The 26,154-nt window shown below is 60.9% G+C and carries 19 protein-coding genes and 1 pseudogene; 16 read left to right on the top strand and 4 right to left on the bottom strand.

The genetic code is table 11. The features are described 5' to 3' along the window. Positions 1–102: 102 nt before the first annotated feature. From PSH91_RS13070 to PSH91_RS13035, 8 genes are all read left to right on the top strand, one after another. Positions 103–1,008, top strand: coding sequence for a LysR family transcriptional regulator (locus PSH91_RS13070; protein WP_305468439.1), 906 nt, complete (start codon positions 103–105; stop codon positions 1,006–1,008). A 335-nt stretch (positions 1,009–1,343) separates the two neighbouring features. Beyond that, a complete protein-coding gene (locus tag PSH91_RS13065; protein ID WP_076384645.1) occupies positions 1,344–2,801 on the top strand; it encodes a serralysin family metalloprotease in 1,458 nt (485 codons plus the stop codon). A 57-nt stretch (positions 2,802–2,858) separates the two neighbouring features. After that, positions 2,859–3,281, top strand: a complete 423-nt coding sequence (locus PSH91_RS13060) for an AprI/Inh family metalloprotease inhibitor (protein WP_080962867.1) — start codon at positions 2,859–2,861, stop codon at positions 3,279–3,281. A 133-nt stretch (positions 3,282–3,414) separates the two neighbouring features. Then, positions 3,415–5,190 (top strand): type I secretion system permease/ATPase, encoded by a 1,776-nt coding sequence (locus tag PSH91_RS13055; RefSeq protein WP_288910832.1) that lies wholly within the window; start codon positions 3,415–3,417, stop codon positions 5,188–5,190. Continuing rightward, entirely contained in the window at positions 5,187–6,521 is a 1,335-nt protein-coding gene (locus PSH91_RS13050; RefSeq protein ID WP_305468436.1) for an HlyD family type I secretion periplasmic adaptor subunit, read from the top strand. The genes PSH91_RS13055 and PSH91_RS13050 overlap by 4 nt, the downstream gene beginning before the upstream one ends. Before the next feature lie 14 nt (positions 6,522–6,535). After that, positions 6,536–7,885 carry a TolC family outer membrane protein gene (locus PSH91_RS13045; protein WP_305468434.1) on the top strand — a complete coding sequence of 450 codons (1,350 nt, stop codon included), beginning with the start codon at positions 6,536–6,538 and terminating at the stop codon, positions 7,883–7,885. 67 nt (positions 7,886–7,952) lie between these two features. Beyond that, positions 7,953–9,803: a polyurethanase gene (locus tag PSH91_RS13040; RefSeq protein WP_173406953.1), complete on the top strand. Its 1,851-nt coding sequence runs from the start codon at positions 7,953–7,955 to the stop codon at positions 9,801–9,803. 71 nt (positions 9,804–9,874) lie between these two features. Further along, positions 9,875–10,261: a hypothetical protein gene (locus PSH91_RS13035; RefSeq protein ID WP_316913193.1), complete on the top strand. Its 387-nt coding sequence runs from the start codon at positions 9,875–9,877 to the stop codon at positions 10,259–10,261. Between the two features lie 42 nt (positions 10,262–10,303). Here PSH91_RS13035 and PSH91_RS13030 read toward each other — a convergent pair whose 3' ends face one another. Beyond that, positions 10,304–10,528 carry a YgdI/YgdR family lipoprotein gene (locus PSH91_RS13030; protein ID WP_047226447.1) on the bottom strand — a complete coding sequence of 75 codons (225 nt, stop codon included), beginning with the start codon at positions 10,526–10,528 and terminating at the stop codon, positions 10,304–10,306. A 208-nt stretch (positions 10,529–10,736) separates the two neighbouring features. On the opposite strand from PSH91_RS13030, the pseudogene PSH91_RS13025 reads away from it, so the two are divergent. From PSH91_RS13025 to PSH91_RS13015, 3 genes and pseudogenes are all read left to right on the top strand, one after another. Continuing rightward, a pseudogene (locus PSH91_RS13025) lies at positions 10,737–12,402 on the top strand (VRR-NUC domain-containing protein). Beyond that, positions 12,399–14,720, top strand: coding sequence for an ATP-dependent DNA helicase (locus PSH91_RS13020; RefSeq protein WP_305468431.1), 2,322 nt, complete (start codon positions 12,399–12,401; stop codon positions 14,718–14,720). The pseudogene PSH91_RS13025 and the gene PSH91_RS13020 overlap by 4 nt, the downstream one beginning before the upstream one ends. Positions 14,721–14,830: 110 nt before the next feature. Beyond that, positions 14,831–16,762, top strand: coding sequence for a PAS domain-containing sensor histidine kinase (locus tag PSH91_RS13015; protein WP_047226631.1), 1,932 nt, complete (start codon positions 14,831–14,833; stop codon positions 16,760–16,762). A gap of 25 nt (positions 16,763–16,787) precedes the next feature. Here PSH91_RS13015 and PSH91_RS13010 read toward each other — a convergent pair whose 3' ends face one another. Then, on the bottom strand, positions 16,788–17,018 hold the full coding sequence (locus tag PSH91_RS13010) for a hypothetical protein (RefSeq protein ID WP_047226450.1): 231 nt from the start codon (positions 17,016–17,018) through the stop codon (positions 16,788–16,790). Positions 17,019–17,174: 156 nt separating this feature from the next. On the opposite strand from PSH91_RS13010, the gene PSH91_RS13005 reads away from it, so the two are divergent. Beyond that, positions 17,175–17,711: a hypothetical protein gene (locus PSH91_RS13005; RefSeq protein ID WP_047226451.1), complete on the top strand. Its 537-nt coding sequence runs from the start codon at positions 17,175–17,177 to the stop codon at positions 17,709–17,711. Between the two features lie 4 nt (positions 17,712–17,715). Here PSH91_RS13005 and PSH91_RS13000 read toward each other — a convergent pair whose 3' ends face one another. Further along, positions 17,716–19,053, bottom strand: coding sequence for a sodium:proton antiporter (locus PSH91_RS13000; RefSeq protein WP_076384661.1), 1,338 nt, complete (start codon positions 19,051–19,053; stop codon positions 17,716–17,718). Between the two features lie 249 nt (positions 19,054–19,302). On the opposite strand from PSH91_RS13000, the gene PSH91_RS12995 reads away from it, so the two are divergent. Genes PSH91_RS12995 through ligD form a run of 4 tightly spaced genes read left to right on the top strand, consistent with a single transcriptional unit; the run spans position 19,303 to position 25,418 of the window. Continuing rightward, positions 19,303–20,688: an iron-containing redox enzyme family protein gene (locus PSH91_RS12995; protein ID WP_305468427.1), complete on the top strand. Its 1,386-nt coding sequence runs from the start codon at positions 19,303–19,305 to the stop codon at positions 20,686–20,688. 8 nt (positions 20,689–20,696) lie between these two features. Beyond that, the gene (locus tag PSH91_RS12990) at positions 20,697–21,698 is read left to right on the top strand and encodes a class I SAM-dependent methyltransferase (RefSeq protein WP_047226454.1); all 1,002 of its coding nucleotides are present in this window, start codon (positions 20,697–20,699) and stop codon (positions 21,696–21,698) included. Further along, a complete protein-coding gene (locus PSH91_RS12985; RefSeq protein ID WP_047226455.1) occupies positions 21,670–22,833 on the top strand; it encodes a carboxylate-amine ligase in 1,164 nt (387 codons plus the stop codon). Before PSH91_RS12990 ends, PSH91_RS12985 begins: the two co-directional genes overlap by 29 nt. Then, complete coding sequence (gene ligD, locus PSH91_RS12980; protein ID WP_047226456.1) at positions 22,830–25,418, top strand: DNA ligase D; 2,589 nt, start codon at positions 22,830–22,832, stop codon at positions 25,416–25,418. The genes PSH91_RS12985 and ligD overlap by 4 nt, the downstream gene beginning before the upstream one ends. A gap of 22 nt (positions 25,419–25,440) precedes the next feature. Here the strand turns inward: ligD and PSH91_RS12975 are convergent, their stop codons facing one another. After that, positions 25,441–26,055, bottom strand: a complete 615-nt coding sequence (locus tag PSH91_RS12975) for a Yip1 family protein (protein WP_160892738.1) — start codon at positions 26,053–26,055, stop codon at positions 25,441–25,443. Between the last annotated feature and the right edge of the window lie 99 nt (positions 26,056–26,154).

The raw sequence follows: 26,154 nt of genomic DNA, 5'->3' as shown, positions 1-26,154 counted from the left end.
GAGCTGTCAGAACGTTACGCCTGGGCATAACATGGCGGAAGACGCATGGATTGCACTTTATAACTGCATGCAGCGCCACCTATTCCAACCCAGGACTGCGCCATGTCCACACCCGACCTCAATCTGCTGATTACCCTCGACGTCTTGCTGGCAGAAGGCAGCGTGGCCCGAGCCGCTCGGCGACTGCGACTCAGCCCCTCGGCCATGAGCCGGGCGCTGGCGCGGTTGCGCGAAACCACGGGTGATCCGCTGCTGGTGCGGGCTGGGCGTGGCCTGGTGCCCACACCCCGCGCCTTGGCGTTACGCGAGCAGGTCAGCCAACTGGTGCAGGATGCCCAAGCGGCGCTGCGGCCGTCCCAGGTGCCGGATCTGCGCCGGCTGAGCCGCACCTTCACGCTGCGCACCCGGGAAGGGCTTGTTGAAAACTTCGCCATCGATTTGATTGCCCGTATCAGCGAACAGGCGCCCGGTGTACGCCTGCATTTCCTGGACAAGGCCGACAAGGACAGTACGGCGTTGCGAGAGGGCACCGTGGACCTGGAAACGGCCGTCGTGGACAAGGACACCAGCCCGGAGCTACGAACCCAGGCGTTATTCACTGATCGCCTCATTGGCGTGGTGCGCGCGGATCACCCGCTGAGCCAGGCCGAGGTGTGTGCCGCCGGTTATGCAGCGGGCGAGCACATCGGCGATTCCTTGCGGGGCCTGGACCACAGCGCCCTCGATCAAGCCTTGCGGTCCTTGAACCTGACACGGCAGATCGCGATCACCGTCCCCGGCTTCTCCACTGCGCTGGGCCTTGCCCGGTCCAGTGACCTGATCGCCAGCGTGCCTGAGCGCTATACCACCCGCCTGCGTGCCGGCATGCACAGCTTTGCGCTGCCGTTTGCGGTGCCGACATTCACGATTTCCATGCTTTGGCACCCCCGAATGGATGCTGATCCTGTGCACCGCTGGTTTCGTGGTTGTCTGCGGGAAGTGTGTTCAGGCAAAACCATAGATATCTAGCCGCCATTAATTAGTAGCGTTTCGCTGGCACTTAGTTGCTAGAAGTGCGACGTGATTGGCAAATAGGTGGTTAACCTCATTTAATATTTAAATAGAGTTTTGTCCTACAATCTTTAATGTCGCCGGCGAAATACCTGTACTAACGGGGCGCCGTGTATCTTTTGCCGTTGTTGGAAGGCGTGAGTGTGAAAATGGGGCAAAAAAATTCGCTGGACGTTTGATTTCCAATTGTGTCAGTTTTCTTGCGTCCTCAATTGGGCGAGTGATAGGACGCTCTCGCCAGAGATTGTTCTATCTGACAAAAACTGTTCCATTGCAAACAAGGAAGTGTGTTTATGTCGAAAGTCAAAACCAGCGCTATTGATTCTGCCGAACAAATGCTCTGGGCGCCGCAGTCACTGGCGGCGGCCAGCAGTGCATTCAATCAGATCAATAGTTTCAGCCACCAATACGATCGGGGTGGCAACCTGACCGTCAACGGCAAACCGTCGTACTCGGTGGACGAAGCTGCCACCCAGTTGCTGCGCGACGGTGCGGCTTACCAGGACCGGGACGCCAGCGGCAAGATTGAGTTGACCTACACGTTCCTGACCTCTGCCTCCTCGAGCACCATGAACAAGCACGGCATCAGCGGTTTCAGCCAGTTCAGCGCGCAACAGAAAGGCCAAGCGGTCCTGGCCATGCAGTCCTGGGCGGACGTGGCCAATGTCACGTTCACTGAAAGGGCCAGCGGTGGCGACGGCCACATGACCTTCGGCAACTACAGCAGCGGCCAGGACGGCGCCGCGGCATTTGCCTATCTGCCGGGCACGGGCGCCGGTTATGACGGAACCTCCTGGTACCTGATCAACAGCCGCTACACCCAGAACAAGAATCCGGAACTGAACAATTATGGCCGCCAGACCCTGACCCATGAAATCGGTCACAGCCTGGGCCTGGCGCATCCTGGCGACTATAACGCCGGTGAAGGCAGCCCGACCTACGATGACGCCACCTACGGTCAGGACACCCGTGGCTACAGCCTCATGAGTTACTGGAGTGAAACCAACACCAGCCAGGACTTCAGCAAGGGCGGCGTCGAAGCCTATGCCTCGGGTCCGCTGATGGATGACATTGCGGCCATTCAGAAGCTCTACGGTGCCAACACCAGCACCCGGACCGGCGACTCGACCTACGGCTTCAACTCCAACACCGGTCGCGACTTCTACAGCGCATCCTCGTCTTCGGACAAAGTGGTGTTCTCGGTATGGGACGCCGGCGGCCGCGATACCCTGGATTTTTCAGGCTTCACGCAGAACCAGAAGATCAACCTCAATGGCGCCTCGTTTTCCGACGTTGGCGGCATGGTGGGTAACGTTTCCATCGCTCAGGGGGTGACCATCGAGAATGCCATTGGCGGCTCGGGCAGTGACTTGCTCATCGGCAACTCCGTGGCCAACGAACTCAAGGGCGGCGCCGGCAACGACATCCTCTGGGGCGCGGGCGGTGCCGACAAGCTGTGGGGCGGTTCGGGCTCGGACACCTTCGTGTTCGCGGCCAGTTCTGACTCACGGCCAGGTGCGGTCGATCAGATCCTCGATTTTGTCAGCGGCCTGGACAAGATCGACCTGACCGGCATCACCCAGGGCGCGGGCCTGCACTTCGTGAATGCGTTCACCGGTGCGGCGGGTGATGCGGTGCTGTCGACATCGGGTGGCAACAGCCTGCTGTCGGTGGACTTCTCCGGGCACGGCGTGGCTGACTTCCTGGTCAGTACCGTCGGCCAGGCGGCTGTCTCGGATATCGTGGCCTGATGTCCCCGATCCCGTGGGAGCGGCCAGCGCTCTTGCGGGATCCTTCAGGATTGACAGATGTGCAGAAATCCCCAGCCCCAAGGCGTCCAGGCAAGTGCCTGGTTACTCGCTACGCTGATGATGTTTACCGGAGAAGCCGCCATGGCGCGCAGCCTGTTGTTAGCAGAACCTTCCCAGTTGGCCGGTCAGTGGCAGGCTGTTCTGTCGGGGCCGCAGGAGCCTGCGCAAACCCCGCCGTCCAGCATCTGCCTTGTCGAGCTCAGGGCAGATCAAACCCTGGTCGGGCAAACCGCCTGCCTGGGACAGTGGCTGGGCGATGAGCCGGTCCATTGGTTCACCGAACCAGACGGTCTGTCACTGATTGGCAAACAGAACAGCCGGATTCACTTGCAACTGCGTCAAGAACAACACTATCAAGTCACCTTGAAATCAGGTCAGGTAGTGACACTCGAACGGAGCCCACCCCAAACCATTCCTTAACACGTTAGTACAGTTTGCGAATGCCCCAGGCGCGCCTGTTTAAACAGGCGTGCAGCGCACCGCGGCCCGATGTAAATCATTTAAAGATTGGCAAGTTGAATAACCTGGCAAAGCCAACAGCAAGGATATCTTCATGAACATGACAAGGCGCGCTGCGACGGTGCCGCTGTTTAGAGCGCTGGGCGACTATAAAAATATTCTGATCAGCGTCGGTTGTTTTACCGCACTGATTAATGTCCTGATGTTGGCGCCTTCGATTTATATGCTCCAAGTGTATGACCGGGGCCTGTCATCACAAAACGAAACCACGCTGTGGATGTTGTCGTTGATGGTGGTGGGCTTCTTCATATTTATCGGGCTGCTGGAAATGGTGCGCAGCTTCATTGTCATCCGCATCGGCAGCCAACTGGAAAGGCGCTTGAACCTTCAGGTGTACAAGGCCGCGTTCGAGCGCAACCTGCGCCAGGGCGAGGGCAACGCCGGGCAGTCGCTGGGTGACCTTACCCACATCCGCCAGTTCGTCACCGGACCTGCGCTGTTCGCATTCTTCGACGCCCCGTGGTTTCCCGTGTATTTGCTGGTGATCTACCTGTTCAACGTGTGGCTCGGCGTGTTCGCCAGCGTTGGCACCTTGCTACTCATTGGCTTGGCCTGTCTGAACGAAGCCATGACCAAAAAGCCGTTGGGGCAGGCCAGTGTCTACTCGCAACAGTCCAGCCAACTGGCGACCAGCCACTTGCACAACGCCGAGACCATCCAGGCCATGGGCATGCTCGGCGCGTTGCGCGGGCGCTGGTTTGCCGTGCATTCGCGCTTTCTCGGCCTGCAAAACCAGGCCAGTGATACCGGCGCGGTGCTCAGTTCCCTGAGCAAAACCCTGCGCCTGTGTCTGCAATCGCTGGTGCTGGGGTTGGGCGCGTTGCTGGTGATCAAGGGCGACATGACCGCCGGAATGATGATTGCCGGCTCGATCCTGATGGGTCGGGTGTTGAGCCCCATCGACCAGTTGATCGCCGTGTGGAAGCAGTGGAGCGGGGCCAAACTGGCTTATCGCCGTCTCGATGCGCTGTTGCAGGCTTACCCAGCCCAGGACGAAGCGATGACATTGCCGTCGCCCAAGGGCCAGGTGAGCTTCGAACAGGTCAGCGCCGGCCCGCCGGGGCAGCGCAACGCGACGCTGCATCAGCTCGGTTTCAGCCTGAGCGCCGGGGAAGTGCTCGGGGTGCTGGGGGCGTCGGGGTCCGGCAAATCCACCCTGGCCCGTGTGCTGGTGGGGGTGTGGCCTACGCTCGGAGGCACAGTGCGGCTCGACGGGGCCGACATCCATCGCTGGAATCGCGACCAGCTCGGTCCGCACATCGGTTATCTGCCCCAGGACATTGAGTTGTTCAGCGGCAGCATTGCCGAGAACATTGCCCGTTTCCGCCAGGCCGATCCGCAAAAGGTCGTCGCCGCCGCGCAACAGGCCGGCGTGCATGAACTGATCCTGCGCATGCCGCAAGGCTACGACACCGTGCTGGGAGAGGATGGCAGCGGTTTGTCCGGCGGCCAGAAACAGCGCGTCGCCCTGGCCCGGGCCATGTACGACCAACCGAGGCTGGTGGTGCTCGATGAACCCAATTCCAATCTCGACACGGTCGGTGAAGCGGCACTGGCCGGCGCCATCGCACAGATGAAAGCCCAGGGCACCACGGTCGTGCTGGTGACCCATCGCTCCTCGGCACTGGCTCAGGCCGACAAGCTGCTGGTGCTCAATGAAGGCCACCTACAAGCGTTCGGTCCAAGTCAGGAGGTGCTGCGGGCATTGTCCGGCCAGCCGCCATCGCAACGCGACAAACCCCAGGCAGCCCCCAACGGACTGAGCATGAGTCGCCAGTATTCGGCTGCCAGCAAACCCAGCGGCGCATGAGCAAGGATCGCGACATGAATCTGCAACACTCTCAAGACCTCGAACATCCCGAGCGCGATGCCCGTTTCTTCACCCGCCTGGGGTGGGCACTGGCGCTCATTGGCGCTGGCAGTTTTTTCACCTGGGCCAGCCTGGCGCCGCTGGACCAAGGTATTGCGGTGCAAGGCACCGTGGTGGTGTCCGGCAAGCGCAAGGCCGTGCAATCGATGAGCAGCGGGGTGATCAGCCGGATCCTGGTGCGTGAAGGCGAGGCAGTGAAACAGGGCCAGCCGCTGTTCCGCCTGGACCAGACTCAGACAGCCGCCGATGTGCAAGCACTGCAGGCCCAGTACCGCATGGCCTGGGCTAGCCTGGCACGTTGGCAAAGCGAGCGGGACAACCTCCCACAGGTCAGCTTTCCGGCCGAACTGAGCCACGACCCCGACCCGCGCCTGGCGCTGGTGCTCGAAGGCCAGCGGCAGTTGTTCAGCAGCCGCCGCGAAGCGGTGGCCCGGGAGCAGGCCGCGTTGCGCGCCAATATCGAAGGTGCCACGGCGCAACTGGCGGGCATGCGCCGGGCTCGCAATGACCTCAATGCCCAGGCCCAGTCCCTGCGCCAGCAGCTAAGCAACCTGCAACCGTTGGCAGACAACGGCTACATCCCGCGCAATCGTCTGCTCGATTATCAACGGCAACTGTCGCAAGTGCAGCAGGAACTGGCGCAGAACAGTGGCGAAAGCGGCCGGGTGGAGCAGGGCATCGTCGAGTCCCGCCTCACGCTTGAGCAACACAACGAGGAATACCAGAAGGAGGTGCGCAGTCAGTTGGCCGAAGCGCAGCTCAAGAGCGAAACCCTGCAACAGCAACTCAAGTCTGCCGCGTTCGAGCTGCAACACAGCGAGATCCTCGCCACCGCCGACGGCATCGCCGTGAACCTGGGCGTACACACCGAAGGCGCCGTGGTCCGTCAAGGCGATACCTTGCTGGAAATCGTGCCCCAAGGCACGCGACTGGAAGTGGAAGGGCGCCTGCCGGTCCACCTGATCGACAAGGTGGGCAGCCATTTGCCAGTGGACATCCTCTTCACCGCCTTCAACCAGAACCGCACGCCGAGGGTGCCGGGGGAGGTCAGCCTGATTTCCGCCGACCAGATGATCGATGACAAGACCGCCGAGCCGTATTACGTCCTGCGCAGCAGCGTCAGCGAAGTGGCGATGGAAAAACTCAACGGACTGGTGATCAAGCCCGGAATGCCGGCGCAAATGTTCGTGCGCACCGGCGAGCGCTCGCTCATGAACTACCTGTTCAAACCGCTGCTCGACCGAGCCGGCTCCGCGTTGACCGAAGAATGAGGATGTTCGGGGGTATGAAGGGACGTAACTGGCTCGCCGCGCTAGCGGCGGTTATCTGCAACAGTGCCTGGGCCATGGGCCCATTCGAGTTCTATGAACAAGCCCTGCGCAATGACCCGGCCTACCTGGGCGCGATCAAGGAGCGCGATGCCGGCCTGGAGAACCGCGCCATTGGCCGCGCCGGGCTGCTGCCGCACCTGGGCTACAGCTACAACAAGGGCCGCAACCAGTCCAAGGTCACCTACCTCAACGACCGCGGCGCCAGCCAGCATGACGACCGCAACTACAGCAGCTATGGCTCCAGCCTGACCCTGCAACAACCGCTGTTGGACTACGAGGCCTACGCCGCCTATCGCAAAGGCGTGGCCCAGGCGCTGTTTGCCGACGAAAACTTTCGTGGCAAGAGCCAGGAGTTGCTGGTGCGGGTGTTGAGCGCCTACACCCAGGCGTTGTTCGCCCAGGATCAGATCGACATTGCCCAGGCCAGGAAGAAGGCTTTCGAACAGCAGTTTCATCAGAACGAGCATCTGTTTGCCCAAGGCGAAGGTACGCGCACCGACATCCTTGAAGCCGAGTCGCGCTATGAGTTGGCGATTGCCGAAGAGATCGAGGCCCGCAACGAGCAGGACGCATCCTTGCGCGAACTTGGCTCGTTGATTGGCGTCCCGACCCTGAACATCGGCGACCTGACGCCCCTGAGCGAAACGTTCCAGACCTTCACCCTGCAACCGGCCAGTTTTCAGACATGGCACGAACTGGCCGTGAGCAACAACCCGACCCTGGCATCCCAGCGCCAGGCCGTGGACGTGGCGCGCTACGAGGTCGAACGCAACCGCGCCGGACACCTGCCCAAGGTCAGCGCCTACGCGACGATGCGCCAGAACGAGTCGGAAAGCGGCAACACCTACAACCAGCGCTACGACACCAACACCATTGGACTTGAGATCAGCGTGCCGTTGTACGCCGGTGGCGGGGTCTCGGCGTCGACCCGTCAGGCCAGCCGCAACATGGAGCGGGCCGAATATGAACTGGACGCCAAAACCCGGGAAACCCTGATCGAGCTGCGCCGCCAGTTCAGCGCCTGCCTGTCGGGGGTGAACAAATTGCGGGCATACCGCAAAGCCCTCAGCGCCGCCGAGGCGCTGGTGGTGTCGACCCGGCAAAGCATCCTCGGCGGCGAACGGGTCAACCTCGATGCCCTGAACGCCGAAGAACAGCTCTACACCACCCGACGCGACCTGGCCCAGGCCCGTTATGACTACCTCATGGCCTGGACAAAGTTGCACTACTACGCCGGCACCTTGGGCGCGCAAGACCTGGCCCAGGTGGATGAGGCATTTGTGGCCCCGGCGCTGACCCAATGACGGGCAGTGCCCAAGAACTTCGCCTGTATCGACAACCTTTCCAACAACAAAAAAAGAGGTCATCACGATGGGTATCTACGACTATAAAAACCTCGGCACCACCGAGTCCAAGGCGCTGGTCAGCGATGCAATGGCGATCATGCTGTATTCCTACCACAATCTGGACCACGGCTTTGCCGCCGGCTACCAGCAGAACGGCTTCGGCGCGGGACTGCCCGCCACGCTGGTGACGGCGCTGCTGGGCAGCACCGATTCGCAAGGGGTGATCCCAGGTGTGCCGTGGAATCCCGACTCGGAGCAGCTCGCCCTGGAGGCGGTGCAAAAGGCCGGCTGGACCCCGATCAGCGCATCGCAACTGGGCTACACCGGCAAGGTGGATGAGCGTGGAACGTTTTTTGGTGAGAAGGCCGGCTACACCACCGCGCAGGTGGAAATTCTCGGCAAGTACGACGCCGATGGGCAGCTGACGCAAATCGGGGTGTCGTTTCGTGGCACCAGCGGCCCACGGGAGACGCTGATCAGCGACTCCATTGGTGACGTCATCAGCGATCTGATGGCGGCTTTCGGCCCCCAGGACTACGCGAAAAACTACGTCGGCCAGGCTTTTGGCAACTTGCTCGGGGACGTCGCGGCGTTCGCCCAGGCCCACGGCCTGACGGGCCAGGACGTGCTGGTCAGTGGCCACAGCCTCGGTGGGCTGGCGGTCAACAGCCTGGCGGACTTGAGCACCAGCCAATGGTCGGGGTTCTACAGCAGCGCCAATTACATCGCCTACGCCTCGCCAACCCAAAGCAGCACCGACAAAGTGCTGAACATCGGTTATGAAAACGACCCGGTGTTCCGGGCGCTGGACGGCTCCACGTTCACCCCTGCGTCGGTGGGCGTGCATGATGCTCCGCAGGAGTCAGCCACCAACAACATCGTCAGCTTCAACGACCACTATGCCTCGGCGGCCTGGAACGTGTTGCCGTTTTCCATCCTCAACATTCCCACCTGGATATCCCACCTGCCCACCGGTTACGGCGATGGCATGGGCCGGATCCTCGATTCGGCGTTCTACGACCTCACCGAGAAAGACTCCACCATCATCGTCGCCAACCTGTCGGATCCCGCACGCAGCAATACGTGGGTCCAGGACCTCAATCGCAACGCTGAAACCCACACCGGCAGCACGTTCATCATCGGCAGCGAGCGTGATGACCTGATCCAGGGCGGGCAGGGCAATGACTATCTGGAGGGGCGCGCCGGCAACGACACCTTTCGCGACGAGGGTGGGTACAACGTGATATTGGGCGGGCAGGGCAGCAACACCCTGCTGCTGCAGTCCTCGGTGAAAGATGCAAGCTTCGTCCAGGACGGCGCCGGGACCTTGTACGTGCGCGATGCCCAGGGTGCAATCAGCATGACCCGAGACATCGACACGCTCGTCAGCAAAGAGCCCGGTTTGTTCTGGGGCCTGCTCAAAGACGAGGTGAGCCACAGTGTCACGGCCAACGGCTTGGTGGCGGGGGGCAAGCTGACGGCGTATGCATCGTCGACCGCAGGCACCTCGGCAGACGACACCTTGACCGCGCGATCATCGGGGGACTGGCTGTTCGGCCATGACGGCAACGACGTGCTGTTGGGCGGTACGGGTAACGACACCTTTGTCGGCGGTTCGGGCAATGACTGGCTGCAATCGGGCGGCGGATCTGACACGTTCGTTTTCAATGGCGCGTTCGGCCATGACCAGATCAGCGGTTATGATGCCGGCGACACACTGGTGTTCCTTGGCGTGCAGGGCGCCGGGGAAGGTTTCGACTACCGCCAGCACCTGTCTCAGGTCGGCAGTGACACGCTGCTTGAGGTCGGTGACAGTTCCGTGACCCTGGTGGGGGTCAATCCGGGCCAGGTAGGAGGCGAATTTGTGTTCGCCTGATCCAAGGTTGTTTTGAGTACGTGGTGCCGAGGGGATGCGTGTGTCCTCTCGGCACAAGAGGGAGTGAAGCAGTGAGCAGTAAACAAGCCTCAATCATCGGCCTGATGTGGGGACTGGCCTCGGCTGGCGCCTTGGCCGAATTGCCGGATCAATCGATTCTGACCCGCTACGGCGTCACCTCGGAGCAATTGCCCGCCGCCCAGGCAGGCGCCCCTGTCGAGGCGACGTCGCCCCGACCGCGCTTCGACGTGCAGGCAGAAAAGCCCTGGGTATCGGTGAGTCTCGGGGAAGTGAACAAACCGGCCACGACCGGAAACATCAGCATCGATCACGCCATTGAACAGGAATACAACCGCTGCCTGCGATTGAGGGATCAGATGATGCGGCGAAAAGGTGGGCTGATCAGTTGCCAAGAGGGTAGTCCGACACCCGGGATGGACATCGGATTGAGCCGATGACATGAGATCAGGCCCTCTCCGGGGGAGAGGGCCTCAATAAACTCAGTCTTCCTTGCGTACTGTCGCCACTTCATCGGCGCGAACCCGCACTTTCTTGCCGGAAATGTCTTCGAATTCATAGAAGCCGTCGGCGGTACGGGTGTTAGGGGCATCCTTGGTCAAATACTGGGTACCGTTCTGCAGGGTCACCACCGTGGGTGACGAGCAGCCGGCCAGAGCCAGGAACGCAGCGGCGACCAGGGGCAGACCCAGAATCCTGATGTTCATATCCGTAACCTCTCAATCAAAAAGACGCCGTTCAGTTGATTAGAACGCGCCATCACTGTAGTTAACCGCCATTGGTCTCGCTTGCCGTAGGAAAGTTCATCGCCGACTGCAGGATTTCCCTCCTGAATGCGGGCGACCGCTCATCTTTTGCAGTTGCCTGGGCCCGCCGCAGCTGATATCTGTACGCATAACCAGTATTCCAGCAGGCATGGCACCTCTTTCCGTGACAAATAACCCCCTCGACGACCCTTTCTACTACCTGAACAACTTTCAGCAGGTGCTCGCCTGGTTGGCAACGCGCTATGCCGATGTGCTCAGCCCTGAGGAGCAACGCTTCATCGACGAGTTCGCCAGCTTGCCCCGTGCATCCCAGGGATTGCTGGTGCGCATGGTGATGCGCAAGGGGCTGCATTTTCGCCAAAGCAAGCTGCATTACCCTGAGATCGGTGATATTGGCAGCGCCATCGAGCCGTTGCTGGCGCGGGGCTGGGTCGAGGATCAAGCGCCTCTTGGCCTTGGCGAGCTGTTCGAGGTGCTGCTCAAACAGGAAATCATCCTGTGCCTGGGTCACCTGATCGAACACCCCAAGGCGACAAAGGGCCAGTGGCTGGAGTCCTTGCAGGATCATTTCAATCAACCACAGCCTTTTCGCAGCTGGTGCCCGTTGCTGGAAGACCGACTCTTCAGCCTGACGATCATGAACCTCTGCGATCGGTTGCGGTTGCTGTTTTTCGGCAATCTCTATCAGGACTGGTCGGAGTTCGTGCTGGCGGACCTGGGCATCTTCACCTATGAAACCGTCGAGTTCAGTGCCCAATCCCGTGGCCTGCGCAGCCGCCAGGATGTGGATGCCTGCCTCTTCCTGCACGAATGTCAGCAGCGTTTCGAAGCCGGCGAGCCTCTTGAAGAGATCGTTGCCCAAGCCCATGCCCTGAGCCTGGACAATCCGTGGCTGGAGCGACGCCGAGGCAAGCTGCTGTTCCAGATCGGCCAGCACGCTGAGCGTATCGGCGATCACCCTGGCCTTGCGCATTTATCAGGATTGCAACTACCCCGGCGCACGGCTGCGGATGATTCGGGTGCTGGAGCGCATCGGCGAGTACGCCCAGGCCCTTGAATGGGGTGAAGCGGCCGCACAATCGCCGCAAAGCGCCGCCGAAACCCAGGCACTGCTCAGGATCCTGCCCCGGCTGCGCCGCAAGCTGGGCGGGCCGCCGGTGCCGCGGCCCCTGGCGCGCAAGGTAGAGCGGCTGGACCTGCACCTGCCTCGTGTCGATCCGGCCTTGTCGGTGGAGTATCACGTGCAGGCCCATCTGCACGATGAAACCGCGCCGGTGCACTACGTGGAGAACAGCCTGATCAATTCGCTATTTGGCCTGCTGTGCTGGCCGGTGATTTTTGCGCCGTTGCCGGGGGCGTTTTTCCACCCGTTCCAGCGCGGGCCGGTGGACCTGCTCAACGAAGACTTTCACGACCGACGCGCCGAGCTGTTCGCGGCCTGTTTCGCGCAGCTCGACGATGGCCGCTACCGGGACACCATTGTCCGTCGTTACACCGAAAAATGGGGCGTGCAGTCGCCTTTCGTGTTCTGGGGCGCGCTGTCCGAAGAGTTGCTCCATCAGGCCCTCGACTGCCTGCCTGCCGAACACCTCAAGCACTGGTTCAGCCGCCTGCTGCTGGATATCAAGGCCAACCGCGCCGGCATGCCGGACCTGATCCAGTTCTGGCCGCAGCACAAGACCTACCGCATGATCGAAGTCAAAGGCCCCGGCGACCGCCTGCAAGACAATCAACTGCGCTGGCTGGAGTTCTGTCACGAACACCAGATGCCCGTTGCCGTCTGCTATGTGCAGTGGGTGGAGCAGGGCGCATGACCCAGGAACCTGGCTACAGCATCGCCGTTCGGGCACTGTGCGAGTTCACCGCCAAGACCGGCGACCTGGACCTGCGCTTCACGCCGTCACCCACGGCCATGGAAGGGATCGTCGGCCATCGCACCGTGGCCTCGCGGCGTAGCGAGGGTTACCAGGCCGAAGTGAGCCTGGAGGGCCGCTACCAGACGCTGAAGATCAAAGGCCGGGCGGATGGCTACGACCCGGCCTGCAACCGCATCGAAGAAGTGAAGACCTACCGGGGCGACCTGGACAAGCAACCGGCCAATCATCGCCAGTTGCATTGGGCCCAGGCGAAAATCTACGGCTGGTTGATGTGCCAGAAGTTGCAATTGCCGCGGATCGACGTGGCGCTGGTCTACTTCGACATCGTCAGCGAAAAGGAAACCTGCCTCACGCATAGCTTTGAAGCGGCGCAGCTTGAGGTTTTCTTTGAACAACAGTGCGCGCTGTTCCTCGCCTGGGCCGAACAGGAGATGGCTCACCGACAGGCGCGCAACCTCGGCGCTCAGACGCTGGCATTTCCTCACGCCGGCTTTAGGACCGGGCAACGCCACCTGGCTGAGTCGGTGTTCAAGGCCATCAGCACCGGCCGCTGCCTGATGGCCCAGGCGCCCACCGGCATTGGCAAAACCGTTGGCACCTTGTTTCCGATGCTCAAGGCACTGGCGCCACAGCGACTGGACAAGGTGTTCTTCCTCACGGCCAAGACCCCAGGGCGCAAACTGGCGCTGGATGCGGCCCGAGTGATTACCCAAAGCGCGCCCTCGATGCCGTTGCGGGTGCTGGAGATGATCGCTCGGGACAAAGCCTGCGAGCACCCGGACAAGGCCTGCCATGGCGAAGCCTGCCCGTTGGCCCGCGGGTTCTACGATCGGCTGCCGCACGCCCGTGCGGCGGCGAGCCAGATCACGCTGCTCGATCAGGCGGCGTTGCGCGATATTGCTCTGGCCCATGATATCTGCCCGTACTACCTGAGCCAGGAAATGGCCCGCTGGGCAGACGTGGTGGTCGCTGACTACAACTATTACTTTGACTTCAGCGCCTTGCTCTTTGGTCTGGCCCAGGCCAATGGCTGGACCGTCGCGACCCTGGTGGACGAAGCCCACAATCTGGTGGAGCGAGGGCGGCAGATGTACAGCGCGACCCTCGATCAGTCCGCTTTGGCGGCAGTGCGCAAAACCGCGCCCGAGACGTTGAAGAAGGCCTTGCAGCGGGTCAATCGCCAGTGGAACGCGTTGCATGAGCCCCAGGTTGCGGTCTATCAGGCGTATGAAAAACCACCGGAGAAACTGCTCCAGGCCCTGTCGCTGTGCACCACGGCTATCAGCGATTACCTCAATGACCATCCCCAGGGCCTGGACAGCGCTTTACAGGCGTTCTACTTCGATGCCTTGCAGTTTGCCCGGGTGGCGGAGTCCTTTGACGAGCACTTTTTGTTCGACATACACAAGCGTGAATACGGCCGCCAGCGAAGCGCATCGACCCTGTGCCTGCGCAATGTAGTGCCGGCCGCCTTCCTGCGACCCAGGCTGACGGCGGCCCGCAGCAGCGTGCTGTTTTCCGCCACCCTGAGTCCGCGGCATTATTATGCTGACCTGTTGGGCACCCCGACGGACACGGTCTGGATCGACGTGGAGTCGCCATTCCAGGCGCAACAGCTTGATGTACAGGTTGTCAGCCGGATCTCCACCCGCTTTGCCCACCGCCAGGCGTCCCTGGAACCTATCGTCGCGTTGATGGCCCGCCAGTTCAGCGAGCGCCCGGGCAATTACCTGGCCTTCTTCAGCAGTTTTGACTACTTGCAGCAAGTGGCCGGACTGTTTGCCGAGCGCCATCCGCAGATTGCCACCTGGTCGCAATCACGCGGCATGGGCGAAGCACCCCGGCAGGCGTTCCTTGAACGATTCATGGAACACAGCCAGGGGATTGGGTTTGCGGTGTTGGGCGGTGCATTCGGGGAGGGCATCGATTTACCGGGTTCGCGCCTGATCGGGGCGTTCATCGCGACCCTGGGGCTGGCGCAGTTCAACCCGGTCAACGAGCAGATGAAGCTGCGCATGGCGGCTATTTTCGGCGATGGCTACGACTACACTTACCTGTATCCCGGCCTGCAAAAAGTGGTGCAGGCTGCGGGGCGTGTCATTCGTACACAGCAGGATCGTGGGATGGTGATGTTGATCGACGATCGATTTGCTGAGGCGAGGGTGCAGCACTTGTTGCCGCGTTGGTGGTCAGTTAGTCAAGAGCAGCACAACTGCTGTGGGAGTGAGCTTGCTCCCACACAGGATCTGTGGTGAATCTCATATCGCGACCAAGCTGCTGATTCCCACGGATTTAATCACTATTTCCGATGCCGCACTTGCTCCATACTTCGCAAAAAATCCTTCTGGATGCCTTGGCCAAAAAAATGCTCGAAGACGCCCCCAAGACCGCACTCATCAATCAGGAACAGCGTTTTCGCCTGCTCATCGACGCCGTGGTCGACTACGCCATCTACATGACCGACCCCTCCGGCATCATCACCAGTTGGAACTCCGGTGCCAGGCGTTTCAAAGGCTATGAAGAATCCGAGATCCTAGGCCAGCACTTCTCACGCTTCTACACTGACCAGGATCGCGCCGACGGTCTTCCGCAACGGGCGCTGGACACGGCCCTGCGCGAGGGGCGTTTCGAAGGCGAGGGCTGGCGGGTGCGCAAGGACGGAACGTTGTTCTGGTCCCATGTCGTCATTGATCCGATCATCGATAGCCAGAGCGGCGACTTGCTTGGCTTTGCCAAGATCACCCGGGACCTGACCGATCGCAAGATGGCCGAGGAAACCCTCAAGCAAAGCGAACAGCAGTTTCGCCTGTTGGTGCAAAGCGTCACCGATTACGCCATCTACATGCTCGATCCAGACGGCCAGGTGACCAACTGGAACCTGGGCGCGCAACGGATCAAGGGCTATCTTCCGGCGGAAGCCATCGGCCGGCATTTTTCGATGTTCTATACCCCTGAGGACCGTGACGCCGGTGAGCCTCAACGGGCCTTGAGCATCGCCGCCAGTGAAGGGCGCTTTGAAAAAAGGGGCTGGCGGTTACGCAAGGATGGCACCCGCTTCATGGCTCACGTGGTCATTGACGCGATCCGCAACGACACGGGCACGCTACTGGGTTTTGCCAAGATCACCCGCGACATCACCGATGCCACCCGTGCGCAGCAAGCCTTGGAACAGGCTCGCGAGGCGCTGTTCCAGTCACAGAAACTGCAAGCCATCGGCCAGCTCACCGGAGGCATCGCCCATGACTTCAATAACCTGCTGACGGTGATCCTCGGCAACCTGGAAATTGTGCGCAAGCGCATGCCCAGCGATCCGAAACTCATCCAACTGCTGGATAACGCCACCCAGGGCGCGCTGCGCGGTGTCTCGCTGACGCAACGGATGCTCGCGTTCGCCCGCAGACAGAAACTGTCCTCCGAATCGGTCGAGCTGTCGGCACTGGTGCAGGGCATCAGTGGTTTGTTGCAAAGCTCCATCGGCCCTTCGATACACATTCAGACCGACTTTGCCCAGGCGCTTTCGCCGGTGTTGGCCGATGTCAACCAACTGGAACTGGCCATCCTGAACCTGGCGACCAACGCTCGGGATGCCATGCCGCAGGGGGGGCGGATCCTGATCTCGGCCCAGGAACGCTCCGACACCGAGGCCGGCAAGGACGCGCCGATGGCACCAGGGCGATACATTTGCCTGTCCATCACCGACGAGGGCGAGGGCATGGACGAGGCGACGCTGGCTTCGGCCGTGGACCCGTTTTTCACCACCAAAGGGGTAGGCAAGGGCACTGGCCTGGGCCTGTCCATGGTGCATGGCTTGGCCGAGCAATTGGGTGGCCGCCTGATACTCAAGAGCCGCAAAGGCGAGGGCACTACCGCTGAGCTGTGGTTGCCGATAGCCGACAACTCCGCGCCAGACAAAGTGCCGGCCCAGGCCACGACGACACCCTCGGTGAACGAGCTACGGGTGTTGGTCGTGGACGATGACAGCCTGGTACTGACCAGCACCCGGCTGCTGATCGAAGACCTGGGCCACCGCGTGCTTTGCGCCCCATCGGCGGCTCAGGCGCTACAGATGTATGAGCTCAATCCGGACATCGACCTGGTGATCACCGACATGGCCATGCCGCAGATGGACGGTGCGCAATTGGCGAAACTGTTGCGTGATCGTCATCCGACCTTGCCCATTATCCTGGCCACCGGCTACGCCGAACGCCTGGAAGGGTTCGCCACGCAACTGCCGCGCCTGACCAAGCCGTTCAAGCAGATTGACCTGGTGCAGGTCATTGGGCAGGCGATGAAGTAACTCCAGGCATGGCGCTGCCACAGGTTCATTCAGTATTTTTCCTGAACCCTCGCAAGTTCATCGCACACAGGCAGAACTGCAGCACGATCAACGCATAGGCGTCTGAATGCAGCCCCCAGATGACCCATAGAATATTGCTCGCGATAAAACAACTGAACCCGGCCACCCGCCGTCGGGGCTGACGTGAGCCGATCAGCCAGGCGGCCAGCACCGTCACCACCATCGCCGGCCATTGCACCCATCCAAGATAATCCACAGAGCCCTCCTCAAGCTTTCGGTGATCTAGAGACCGTGACGATCACTGAGCGTTTCGTTGAGCCCGGGTCGCACCTCTGGTCCGGTGGCCGGAACTTGCCTGTCCCTCATTTCTTCTAACAAGTCCCAAACCCACACCCGAGGCGCAGCCTGCGCAATGCCCAGAATACTCACCAGCCATACCCCGGATGAAGAACTGACGGAACACAATGCCAAGCTGTTCGGCTCGCCCAAGGAACGCCTGGATTTTTATCGCCGGGAGATCCAGTACGAAACCAGTATTCTGGCCAATCGAACCGATGCCTACCTGGCCGCCCAGTCCTTCCTGGTGATCGCCTTTGCCTCATGCATGGCCAACCTGAACCCGGAGTGGGGCAAGTTGTTCACATTGATCGTCCCGCCGTTCCTGGCTCTGCTGGGCTTCCTGAGCTCGCTCAACGCCTGGCCAGGAATTCGCGCGGCTTACGAGATCATCGACCATTGGCATTTCAAGCAAAGCGAGTTGCTGCGCGCAGAGCCGTTGATGGGACTGGCCTACGACGAATCCCCGCTGTTCAGCAAACAGGAATCGACTCACAAGGGCTATCGCAAGTCGTTGCTGTTTTCGGTGCGTACGCCATGGATCTTTGCCGCGTTCTGGGTCTTGCTGGGGGCATACTCGGTTTATATCCAGGTGAGTGATCCAGGGGGCTGAAGCCTTAGCTCGATTTTTTGTGGCGCTCATACCAGGCCAGTATGGGTTGGGTACTCAAGCCATGGACCAAAATGCTCAGGGCCACCACCGACAGCGTGATATTGATGCACAACTGGACCATCTCTGGCTGTAAATCATGGTTCACCGCATAGAACAGATAAAACAGACTGCCGATGCCACGTATGCCGAACCAGCCAATCAGCAACCGTTGTGGCGTGTCCAGCAGCCGTCCCCAAGGCATCACCAGCAAGCTCAACGGGCGAATCACGGCAAACAGCAGACCACCGATGACCAAGGCCCGCCAGTCCCAATGAGTGGCAAGCGCCACCCCCAACAGCGTCACCAGAAACACTTCCATGGAACGCTCCACCAGACTGCCGAAGGCGAGCATGTCACTCATCATGACCCCCGCGGCCACCTGACCCTCTTCCATAGTCTCGGCGTCACCCCGGACCGCGTCCCGGGGGGTGACCGCTTCGTGCCCCACCACCGGTTGCACCAGGTGTTCTGCCGGGAGTGAGTGTTCATCCGTCGATTGCACCTCGGCTTGGCGCAGGCCCAGGCCAGCGGCGAACACCGAAAGAAAGCCATAACCCTGGAGGGCTTCGGCCACGACATAGGCCAGGGCAATCAGCGCCAGGGCCAGGTAATCGTTGGGCGAGAGGGTGCTGTCGGCGTTCTTGATGCGCATCGACAGGGTCAACCAGCCGATACCGCGGCCCATCCAGTAACCGGTGAGCAAACCGACCGGCACTGCCCACAGCACATCCTGCAGCATCCAGTCACCGAGAAAGCCAAGGTCGTCCTCGCGCAGCAACAACAAGCCCAGAATCACAAAGGGGAAGGCCGTGCCGTCGTTCAAGCCGGCTTCCCCCGACAGGCCAAACCGTACCTGGTCATCATCCCGGGCATCGTTGACCTGCACCAACGCCGCGAGCACCGGATCGGTTGGCGCGAGGATTGCGCCAATCAACAACGACACGCCCCAACCGAGACCAAACAGGTAATGCAGGGTCAAGGTCAGGCCCGCGATGGTCAGGATCATCACCGGGCCGGCCAGTGTGTAGGCCACGCGCCAACTTCGGTCCTTGAGGGGCAAACGTAACTTGAGGCCGCTGACGAACAGCGAAAACACTACCGCGACTTCGGTGAGGTGCTCCATCCAGGCTGAGGCATCGGCAATGTCCAGCCTCAACAACTCCAGGCCCGCCGGCCCGATGGCAACGCCCAAACCCAGGCATATTGCCGAGGTGGTTACCGGCATCCAGCGCAGGTAGGAGGACGTCAGAGCCAAGGTCAGCAATACGGCGCCGAGCACCGCTACCCATACTGTGAAAATCATTGCTGCTCCTTGGATAGCTCGTAGGCATAGCTCGTAGGCATAGCCCCGAGTGAAACAGACACCGTCAAGCCACTATCCGGCTCCTGTCGTTCATTCGAGGGTCTGAGCCAAGCGCCGGTTCCGTCAAAGCGATACGGCTCCGTTTATCCGGAGGACTTTCATCTGAAGGGAATTTTTCGTCATTCCCGGCGCTCTGCCAAAGTAGAGACGTGTTGATTCAGCGTCCTGCCGAGAACCCAAGAGGCCCTTATGACTGCGCTGACACCCCTCCAATCCCGGCCTGCCACCGTGCATTCATTCATGGATGCCGGGAGCGTGCGCCAATGCTATGAACGGCTGCTCCATGGCCCTGACGATGCTGACAAGCAAGCCGTCGCCCAGGCCTTCCTTCAGCAATGCGTGGGGCAGGCCGCGGCACTGCCCCTGGAACTGCCCGACACCCCCACGGCTCTGCAAGCCTGGGTCGAGCAACACAGTGCCGGTGTAGCCCGCCAGTACGCCGAGTATCTGGAGCGGCGCAAAAACGCCGGTCCACGAGAGTTTTTCACTTGCAAGGCCCACGCCTTGTATTTCCTGCAGGCGGTGGCGCCCACCAAACTGGTGGACGGCGCGTGGCTGTATGGCGTGCTCAAGCATTGGCACGACCACCGTTTCGAAGGGCTGCTGAGCACTTATCTGGAAGAGTTGGGCGACGGCAATCCCTCGCAAAACCATGTGGTGATATACCGCAAGCTGCTCGCCGAACACGACCTGTCGGACGCGCCAGACATTGAAGACGAGCGCTACCTGCAAGGTGCTGTGCAATTGGCCCTGGGCTATGGCGGCGATGAATACCTGCCTGAAGTGATCGGCTACAACCTGGGTTACGAACAACTGCCCCTGCACCTGTTGATCAGCGCTTATGAGCTGACTGAGCTGGACATCGACCCTTACTACTTCACCCTCCACGTGACGATCGACAACGCGAGCACCGGTCATGCCCACAAGGCCATCCAGGCGCTGCTGCAACTGATGCCGATGGAGGCGGATCGCGAAGCGTTTTGGCACCGGGTCACCCTGGGTTATCGCCTCAATGATCTGGGCCAAGGCAGCCGGACCATCATCGAGTCATTCGACCTGTATCGCGAAGTGCTGGACATGCTCGAACGCAAACGTCCGTTCGGCCAACACATGCATTCCGATTACTGCAAGTTCGAAGGCAAGACCGTCAATCAATGGCTGGCAGCACCGGGACAGCTGGAGGGCTTCCTGACGGCGATGCAAAACAAAGGCTGGATCAAACGTCATGAAGATCCGCAGAACAGCCGGTTCTGGACGCTGATCGAAGGGGCGGGCGCGGCCATGTTCGGGGTGTTCAGCCCCTATGAAAAACAGTTGCTGCACGACTGGATCGCCGGTGACTGGACGCAGGAGGGCACTAAAAAAACTCCGCGCCGCGCCCACGGTGCAGCGTGCGAGCCGCAGATGCCGATCGAGGACCCCGATGTACAGAGCCTGCAACAGACCCTGCGAGGCCAGACGCCCGATGCGCAGATGCAGACCCTGATGCCGTGGCTCTCGGCGCGCTGCCACAGCCATCCGGCCGGACTGCTGGCGACTCGTCGCTTCATCGAACTCAAATCCGCGCTGCGCTAGGAGCCCGCATGAATCAGGAAGAACGCCTATCCGAAACTGACCTGGCGCTATTGCAATTGGGCCGACGCCTGCAAGCCGACGGCTATCGCTTCATTACCCCGACACCCCTGACCCACGAACGCGTCAACCAACGACCTGGCAATGAACGCTCCAGGACCCTGAGGGATGTGTTCGGCTGGTCGCGCCCGTTTGCCCCGGGGCTGATCAGCGCCGATGAGCAGCGCCAGTTGCAGGAAGCCGAGGTGCTGCAAGCGCGCGACGGCCTGTTGCATAGCCGCGTGCGTTGGTCGAGCCTGGACGGCCTGCTGTTCGCTCATTCGCAATTTCCCACCCAAGCCAACGACGCGGTGTTTTTCGGCCCCGACAGCTATCGTTTCGCCCAACTGATCCATACTTATCTGCAGCAGAACTTCACGGCAATACATCGGGCCGTGGACATCGGCTGTGGCGCCGGTGTCGGGGCGCTGGTCATTGCCCGCGCCCGGCGCGAGGCACAGGTGCTGGCCGTGGATATCAATCCGATGGCTCTGCGCCTGAGCGCGGTCAACGCGGCGCTGGCCGAGGTGTCCAACGTCGAGATCGCCCGCAGCGATGTACTCCAGGATGTGGAGGGCGACTTCGACCTGATCGTCGCCAATCCGCCGTACATGGCCGACCCCAGCGAACGGGCCTACCGCCATGGCGGTGGCGCACTGGGCGCCGGGCTGTCGCTGCGCATTGTCGAACAGGCCCTGCCACGGCTTACGCCCGGTGGCTCGCTGGTGCTCTACACCGGCGTGGCGATGGTCGATGGGCGTGATCCGTTTCTCGAGGCGCTTGAGCCTTGGCGCGACTCGCCGGACTTCGGCTGGACTTACAAGGAATTGGACCCGGACGTGTTTGGTGAAGAACTGCTCACCCCGGGTTACCAGGACGTAGAAAGGATCGCCGTGGTGGCGTTGGTTGTAACCCGCATCGGCGCGGGTATCGGAGGGACTATCGATGAACAGGCGACTGAAGTTCGGCATTGAAGAGGAGTATTTCATCACCGATCTGCAAACCCGTTGTATGCCGGATCAACCCTCAGCAGAGGTTGTCACGGCGTGCCAGGCGCTACTGGGCAAGCATTTCGCCCATGAAATGTTCCAGTGTCAGATCGAGATGGCGTCGCCTATTTTCCGCAACTTGCCCGAGGCGGCCGATTATCTGGCCCAGGTCCGCACAGGCCTGACCCAGCGCCTGGCCGCCCATGGCCTGGGCCTGCTCAGCGCCGGCTCGCATCCCATGGCGACCCAGGGTCTGCAGCCCACCGACGAACTGCACTTTCAGCAGCTGTTCGACGATTACCAGCGGGTGGCCCGACGGAGCGTGCTTTCGGGCCTGCATGTGCACGTGGAGGTGCCGGCCCATAAGGACCGTGTCCGGGTCATGAACGAGGTGCTGCCCTGGCTGCCGATGTTCCTGGCGCTGAGTGCTTCGTCGCCGTTCTGGAACGGCGCCTACAGCGGGTTCAGCAGCTACCGTCAGGTCGCTTGCGATGAATGGCCGCGCATGGGCGTGCCGGAGTTCTTCGAGGATGAGTCGGCGTTTGCCGGCTACGTGGACATGCTCATGCGCACCGGATCCATTCGCCAGCCCAGCGATTGCTGGTGGGTGATGCGGCCTTCGTCGCGTTATCCCACGCTGGAGCTGCGAATCTGCGATGCCTGTCCGCGTGTTGAAGATGTCCTGTGCCTGGTCTCGCTGTTTCGGTTGATGGTGGCCCATGCCATTGCACTACCCAAGCCCGGCGCGCACTTCAGCCTGACCTCCCACTGGATCCTCAAGGAAAATCGCTGGCGGGCCAAGCGTCATGGAATCCTGGCCGAGTTCATCCTGGAGGGGCAGGAGCAGCCGATGATGATCGGGGAGTGGATCACGCTGGCGGAGCAGACTTTTGGCGAAACGGCCGCCGCACTGGGCGTTGAGGATGTGTTCAAGCAGGCACGTCGTATCGTCCAGGAAGGCACCAGTTCCGATCGGCAAATCGTGCTCTACGAACAAGGGCTGCTGCTGGGCGACTCCACCGAGCACGCCTTGAGCAGGGTGGTTGATCAGTTGTTGGCGGAAACCGCTGGGATGCCCGTGGCCGACCCGTCACTGTTGCAAGTGGCAGGTGGTCCATGAGCAGCAAGACCCTGGAGGATTACAACCGGATGCGTGACTTCGCCGCCACCCCGGAGCCGGCGGCCAAGCGTTCACGCAAATCGGCGAAAACCGCCCATGCCTTGCAGTTCTGCATTCAGAAGCACGACGCTTCACGGCTGCATTATGACTTCCGGCTGGAGCTGGACGGTGCGCTCAAGAGTTGGGCGGTGCCCAAGGGGCCGTCCCTGGACCCCAAGGTCAAGCGCCTGGCGGTGCATGTCGAAGACCATCCGCTGGATTACGCGACCTTCGAAGGCAGCATTCCCGAAGGCCATTATGGCGCTGGCGACGTCATTGTCTGGGATCGAGGCGTGTGGATTCCCCAGGGCGATGCCCATGAGGCCTATGAAAAAGGCCGGCTCAAGTTCGAGCTGCAAGGGGAAAAACTCAGTGGCCTGTGGAACTTGGTACGCACCCACATGCCCGGCAAGCAGGAGCAGTGGTTCCTGATCAAGCACCAGGACGCAGCGGCACGTCCCGAAAGCGAGTACGACGTGGTCCAGGCCGAGCCGGACAGCGTGCTCAGCGAGCGCACCCTTGTACCCAAGCGCCGTGGCAAGGCTGCCGCCCAGGTCAAGGCAGTGCAGCAACCGAAAAAAGCCACCACGCCCAAACCGTCCAGAAAAACCTCGACCACGACCCTCAGCGGCGCGGTGGCCGGGGCGATTCCCAAGACGCTCAAACCGGAATTGGCCACGTTGGTAGAGCGCGCGCCTGAAGGCGAATGGCTCTATGAAATCAAGTTCGACGGTTACCGCGTCATGGCCCGCATTGAAAACGACGATGTCAGGCTGATCACCCGCAATGGCCATGACTGGACCCACAAGCTGCCCAAGCAGGCCGAAGCGCTGGCCGGATTAGGGCTGGAGTCCGCCTGGCTGGACGGTGAGATGGTGGTGGCCAACGAGCACGGCGTACCGGACTTCCAGGCCCTGCAGAACGCTTTCGACGCCGGCAGCAGCAACAAGATTGCCTACTACCTGTTCGACCTGCCTTACCTCAATGGCATGGACCTGCGCGAGGTGCCCGTGCAAGAGCGGCGGGCCGCGTTGGCGGCAGTGCTTGCGAGCAACAAGAATCCGCTGTTGCGCTTCTCCGATGCCTTCGAAGAAACCCCTGAAGCCTTGCTCAACAGTGCATGCCAAATGCAGATGGAAGGACTGATTGGTAAACGCATGGGCAGCGCCTACGTTTCCCGGCGCAGCAACGACTGGATCAAGCTCAAGTGCAAGAATCGCCAGGAGTTCGTCGTAGTCGGTTTCAGCGAGCCCAAGGGCGCCCGCAACGGCTTCGGCGCCTTGTTGCTGGGGCTGCACGATGCCGACAGCGGGCAACTGCGCTATGCCGGCAAGGTCGGCACAGGGTTCAACGAGCAAACCCTCACAAGCATTCACCAGCAATTGTTGCCCCTGGAAAGAAAAAAAGCCGCGGTGGTCAACCCACCCACCGGATACGAGGCCAAAGGAGTGCATTGGCTGGAACCGACGCTACTGGCTGAAGTGGCGTTTGCCGAGATGACCAAGGAAGGCTCGGTGCGCCATGCCGTGTTTCATGGTTTGCGCAACGATAAACCGGCCAAGGCGATCACCCAGGAGCTGGCCAAACCCGTGAAAAAGACTGCGGAAAAAACCAAAGCCAAAACCAAAACCAAAACCACTCAGGCGCCAGCCATGGACGGTAAGGTGCGCATCACCCACCCTGAGCGAGTCATTGATCCCAGCAGCGGCACGACCAAGCTGCAACTGGCCGAGTACTACGCCAGCGTCGCCGAGTTCATCCTGCCGGAACTGGCCGACCGCCCGGTGGCACTGGTCAGGGCGCCGGATGGCATTGCCGGTGAGTTGTTTTTCCAGAAAAACGCCGAGCGCCTGGCGATTCCTGGTATCACCACCCTGGACAAATCATTGACCGGGCAGCCGGTAATGATCATCAACAATCCCGAAGCGTTGATCGGCGCGGTGCAAATGAGCACGGTGGAGTTACACACCTGGAATGCCACGTCGGTGAACCTGGACAAGCCTGATCGCTTTGTTCTCGACCTTGACCCGGATCCGGCCCTGCCTTGGAAAAGCATGGTGGAAGCGACGCATCTGACCTTGTCGGTACTCGATGAACTAGGGCTCAAGGCGTTTCTCAAGACCAGCGGCGGCAAAGGCATCCACATTGTCGTGCCCTTGACCCGCAAGTTGGGTTGGGACGAGGTCAAGGGCTTCAGCCATGCGATTGTCAGCCACATGGCCAAGCTGTTGCCGGATCGATTCTCGGCGGTCTCCGGGCCAAAGAACCGGGTAGGGCGGATCTTCATCGACTACCTGCGTAACGGCCTGGGCGCCACCACCATCTGCGCCTATGCCGCCCGTACCCGTGAAGGGTTGCCGGTGTCGGTGCCGATCTTTCGCGAGGAAGTGGCCGAACTCAAAGGCGCAAACCTGTGGACCGTGCACAACGTCCATGAGCGTTTGGCGCAAGTGGGTCACGAGCCTTGGGCGGGCCTGAAGAAGACCCGCCAAAGCATCACCGCCGACATGCGTCGACGCATTGGTATGAAAAAGACCGATAAATAGCTTGGTTCGATGCCTCCCGGACTCATCCACTTATCGGAACGCGCAGATATTCCGGCTGCAGGACGTTGAACCATAGCAGAATCATTTCCACCAGAATGGTCACCAGCACCAAGAGTCCTACGCCCCATACGCTGGCCGAGTACAACAGACCTTGTTCCTTCTTGAGATTCATGAACTTGGGCAGGCCCACAAACAGCAAAAAGGTCGAGTAGGCCGACGCCATTGCCAGCGCGATCACCGCCAGCCAGCGGTTGGGGTAGAGCCCGAAAATCCCGGCCAGGAAGTAGGGCGTGGCGGTGTAGGCGGCAAAACCAATGCACTGGTTGACCGTAGGGCGGGCATCGAAGGTGCGCGACATCCAGCGGATGAACAGCCCCATGAGCATCACGCCGGCCACGATGGTCAGGTACAGCAGCACACTCAGTTGAAGTGCGCTGGCAGTGCTGAGCCGTACCGTTTCGTTTTCAGCCAGGCTCCAGCCGGTCCAGGTGGTCCCAATGAACAGGCACACCACGGGAATCAGGGCGAGCAACAACAGGTGAGCCAGATAGTGGCGCGGATGAGCTTGTTCCTGTTCGCGGATGTCTTTCCAGGCAAACTCGGGGTGGGTGAACAGTTTGACGAAAGGGGCGGACATGACGACCTCCTGATCAGTACAGCCTCTGGTGAGGCCCATACGAATTTGAGGTACAGGATCGGTCGGGGGTTCATTTATTTGGAGTGCCCGAGGAGGGCC

Origin of the sequence: Pseudomonas sp. FP1154 (assembly GCF_030687245.1) — a bacterium.
Lineage (GTDB): Bacteria > Pseudomonadota > Gammaproteobacteria > Pseudomonadales > Pseudomonadaceae > Aquipseudomonas > Aquipseudomonas rhizophila.
The sequence above is the reverse complement of the archived record's forward strand: the minus strand, read 5'-3'. Positions and strand labels throughout refer to the sequence as shown.

What these genes read in the sequence shown, in the direction of transcription:
- PSH91_RS13070 (WP_305468439.1), top strand. Translation starts at nt 103, where the DNA reads ATGTCCACACCCGACCTCAATCTGCTGATTACCCTCGACGTCTTGCTG.
- PSH91_RS13065 (WP_076384645.1), top strand. Translation starts at nt 1,344, where the DNA reads ATGTCGAAAGTCAAAACCAGCGCTATTGATTCTGCCGAACAAATGCTC.
- PSH91_RS13060 (WP_080962867.1), top strand. Translation starts at nt 2,859, where the DNA reads ATGTGCAGAAATCCCCAGCCCCAAGGCGTCCAGGCAAGTGCCTGGTTA.
- PSH91_RS13055 (WP_288910832.1), top strand. Translation starts at nt 3,415, where the DNA reads ATGAACATGACAAGGCGCGCTGCGACGGTGCCGCTGTTTAGAGCGCTG.
- PSH91_RS13050 (WP_305468436.1), top strand. Translation starts at nt 5,187, where the DNA reads ATGAGCAAGGATCGCGACATGAATCTGCAACACTCTCAAGACCTCGAA.
- PSH91_RS13045 (WP_305468434.1), top strand. Translation starts at nt 6,536, where the DNA reads ATGAAGGGACGTAACTGGCTCGCCGCGCTAGCGGCGGTTATCTGCAAC.
- PSH91_RS13040 (WP_173406953.1), top strand. Translation starts at nt 7,953, where the DNA reads ATGGGTATCTACGACTATAAAAACCTCGGCACCACCGAGTCCAAGGCG.
- PSH91_RS13030 (WP_047226447.1), bottom strand. Translation starts at nt 10,528, where the DNA reads ATGAACATCAGGATTCTGGGTCTGCCCCTGGTCGCCGCTGCGTTCCTG.
- PSH91_RS13020 (WP_305468431.1), top strand. Translation starts at nt 12,399, where the DNA reads ATGACCCAGGAACCTGGCTACAGCATCGCCGTTCGGGCACTGTGCGAG.
- PSH91_RS13015 (WP_047226631.1), top strand. Translation starts at nt 14,831, where the DNA reads ATGCTCGAAGACGCCCCCAAGACCGCACTCATCAATCAGGAACAGCGT.
- PSH91_RS13005 (WP_047226451.1), top strand. Translation starts at nt 17,175, where the DNA reads ATGCCCAGAATACTCACCAGCCATACCCCGGATGAAGAACTGACGGAA.
- PSH91_RS13000 (WP_076384661.1), bottom strand. Translation starts at nt 19,053, where the DNA reads ATGATTTTCACAGTATGGGTAGCGGTGCTCGGCGCCGTATTGCTGACC.
- PSH91_RS12995 (WP_305468427.1), top strand. Translation starts at nt 19,303, where the DNA reads ATGACTGCGCTGACACCCCTCCAATCCCGGCCTGCCACCGTGCATTCA.
- PSH91_RS12990 (WP_047226454.1), top strand. Translation starts at nt 20,697, where the DNA reads ATGAATCAGGAAGAACGCCTATCCGAAACTGACCTGGCGCTATTGCAA.
- PSH91_RS12985 (WP_047226455.1), top strand. Translation starts at nt 21,670, where the DNA reads ATGAACAGGCGACTGAAGTTCGGCATTGAAGAGGAGTATTTCATCACC.
- ligD (WP_047226456.1), top strand. Translation starts at nt 22,830, where the DNA reads ATGAGCAGCAAGACCCTGGAGGATTACAACCGGATGCGTGACTTCGCC.
- PSH91_RS12975 (WP_160892738.1), bottom strand. Translation starts at nt 26,055, where the DNA reads ATGTCCGCCCCTTTCGTCAAACTGTTCACCCACCCCGAGTTTGCCTGG.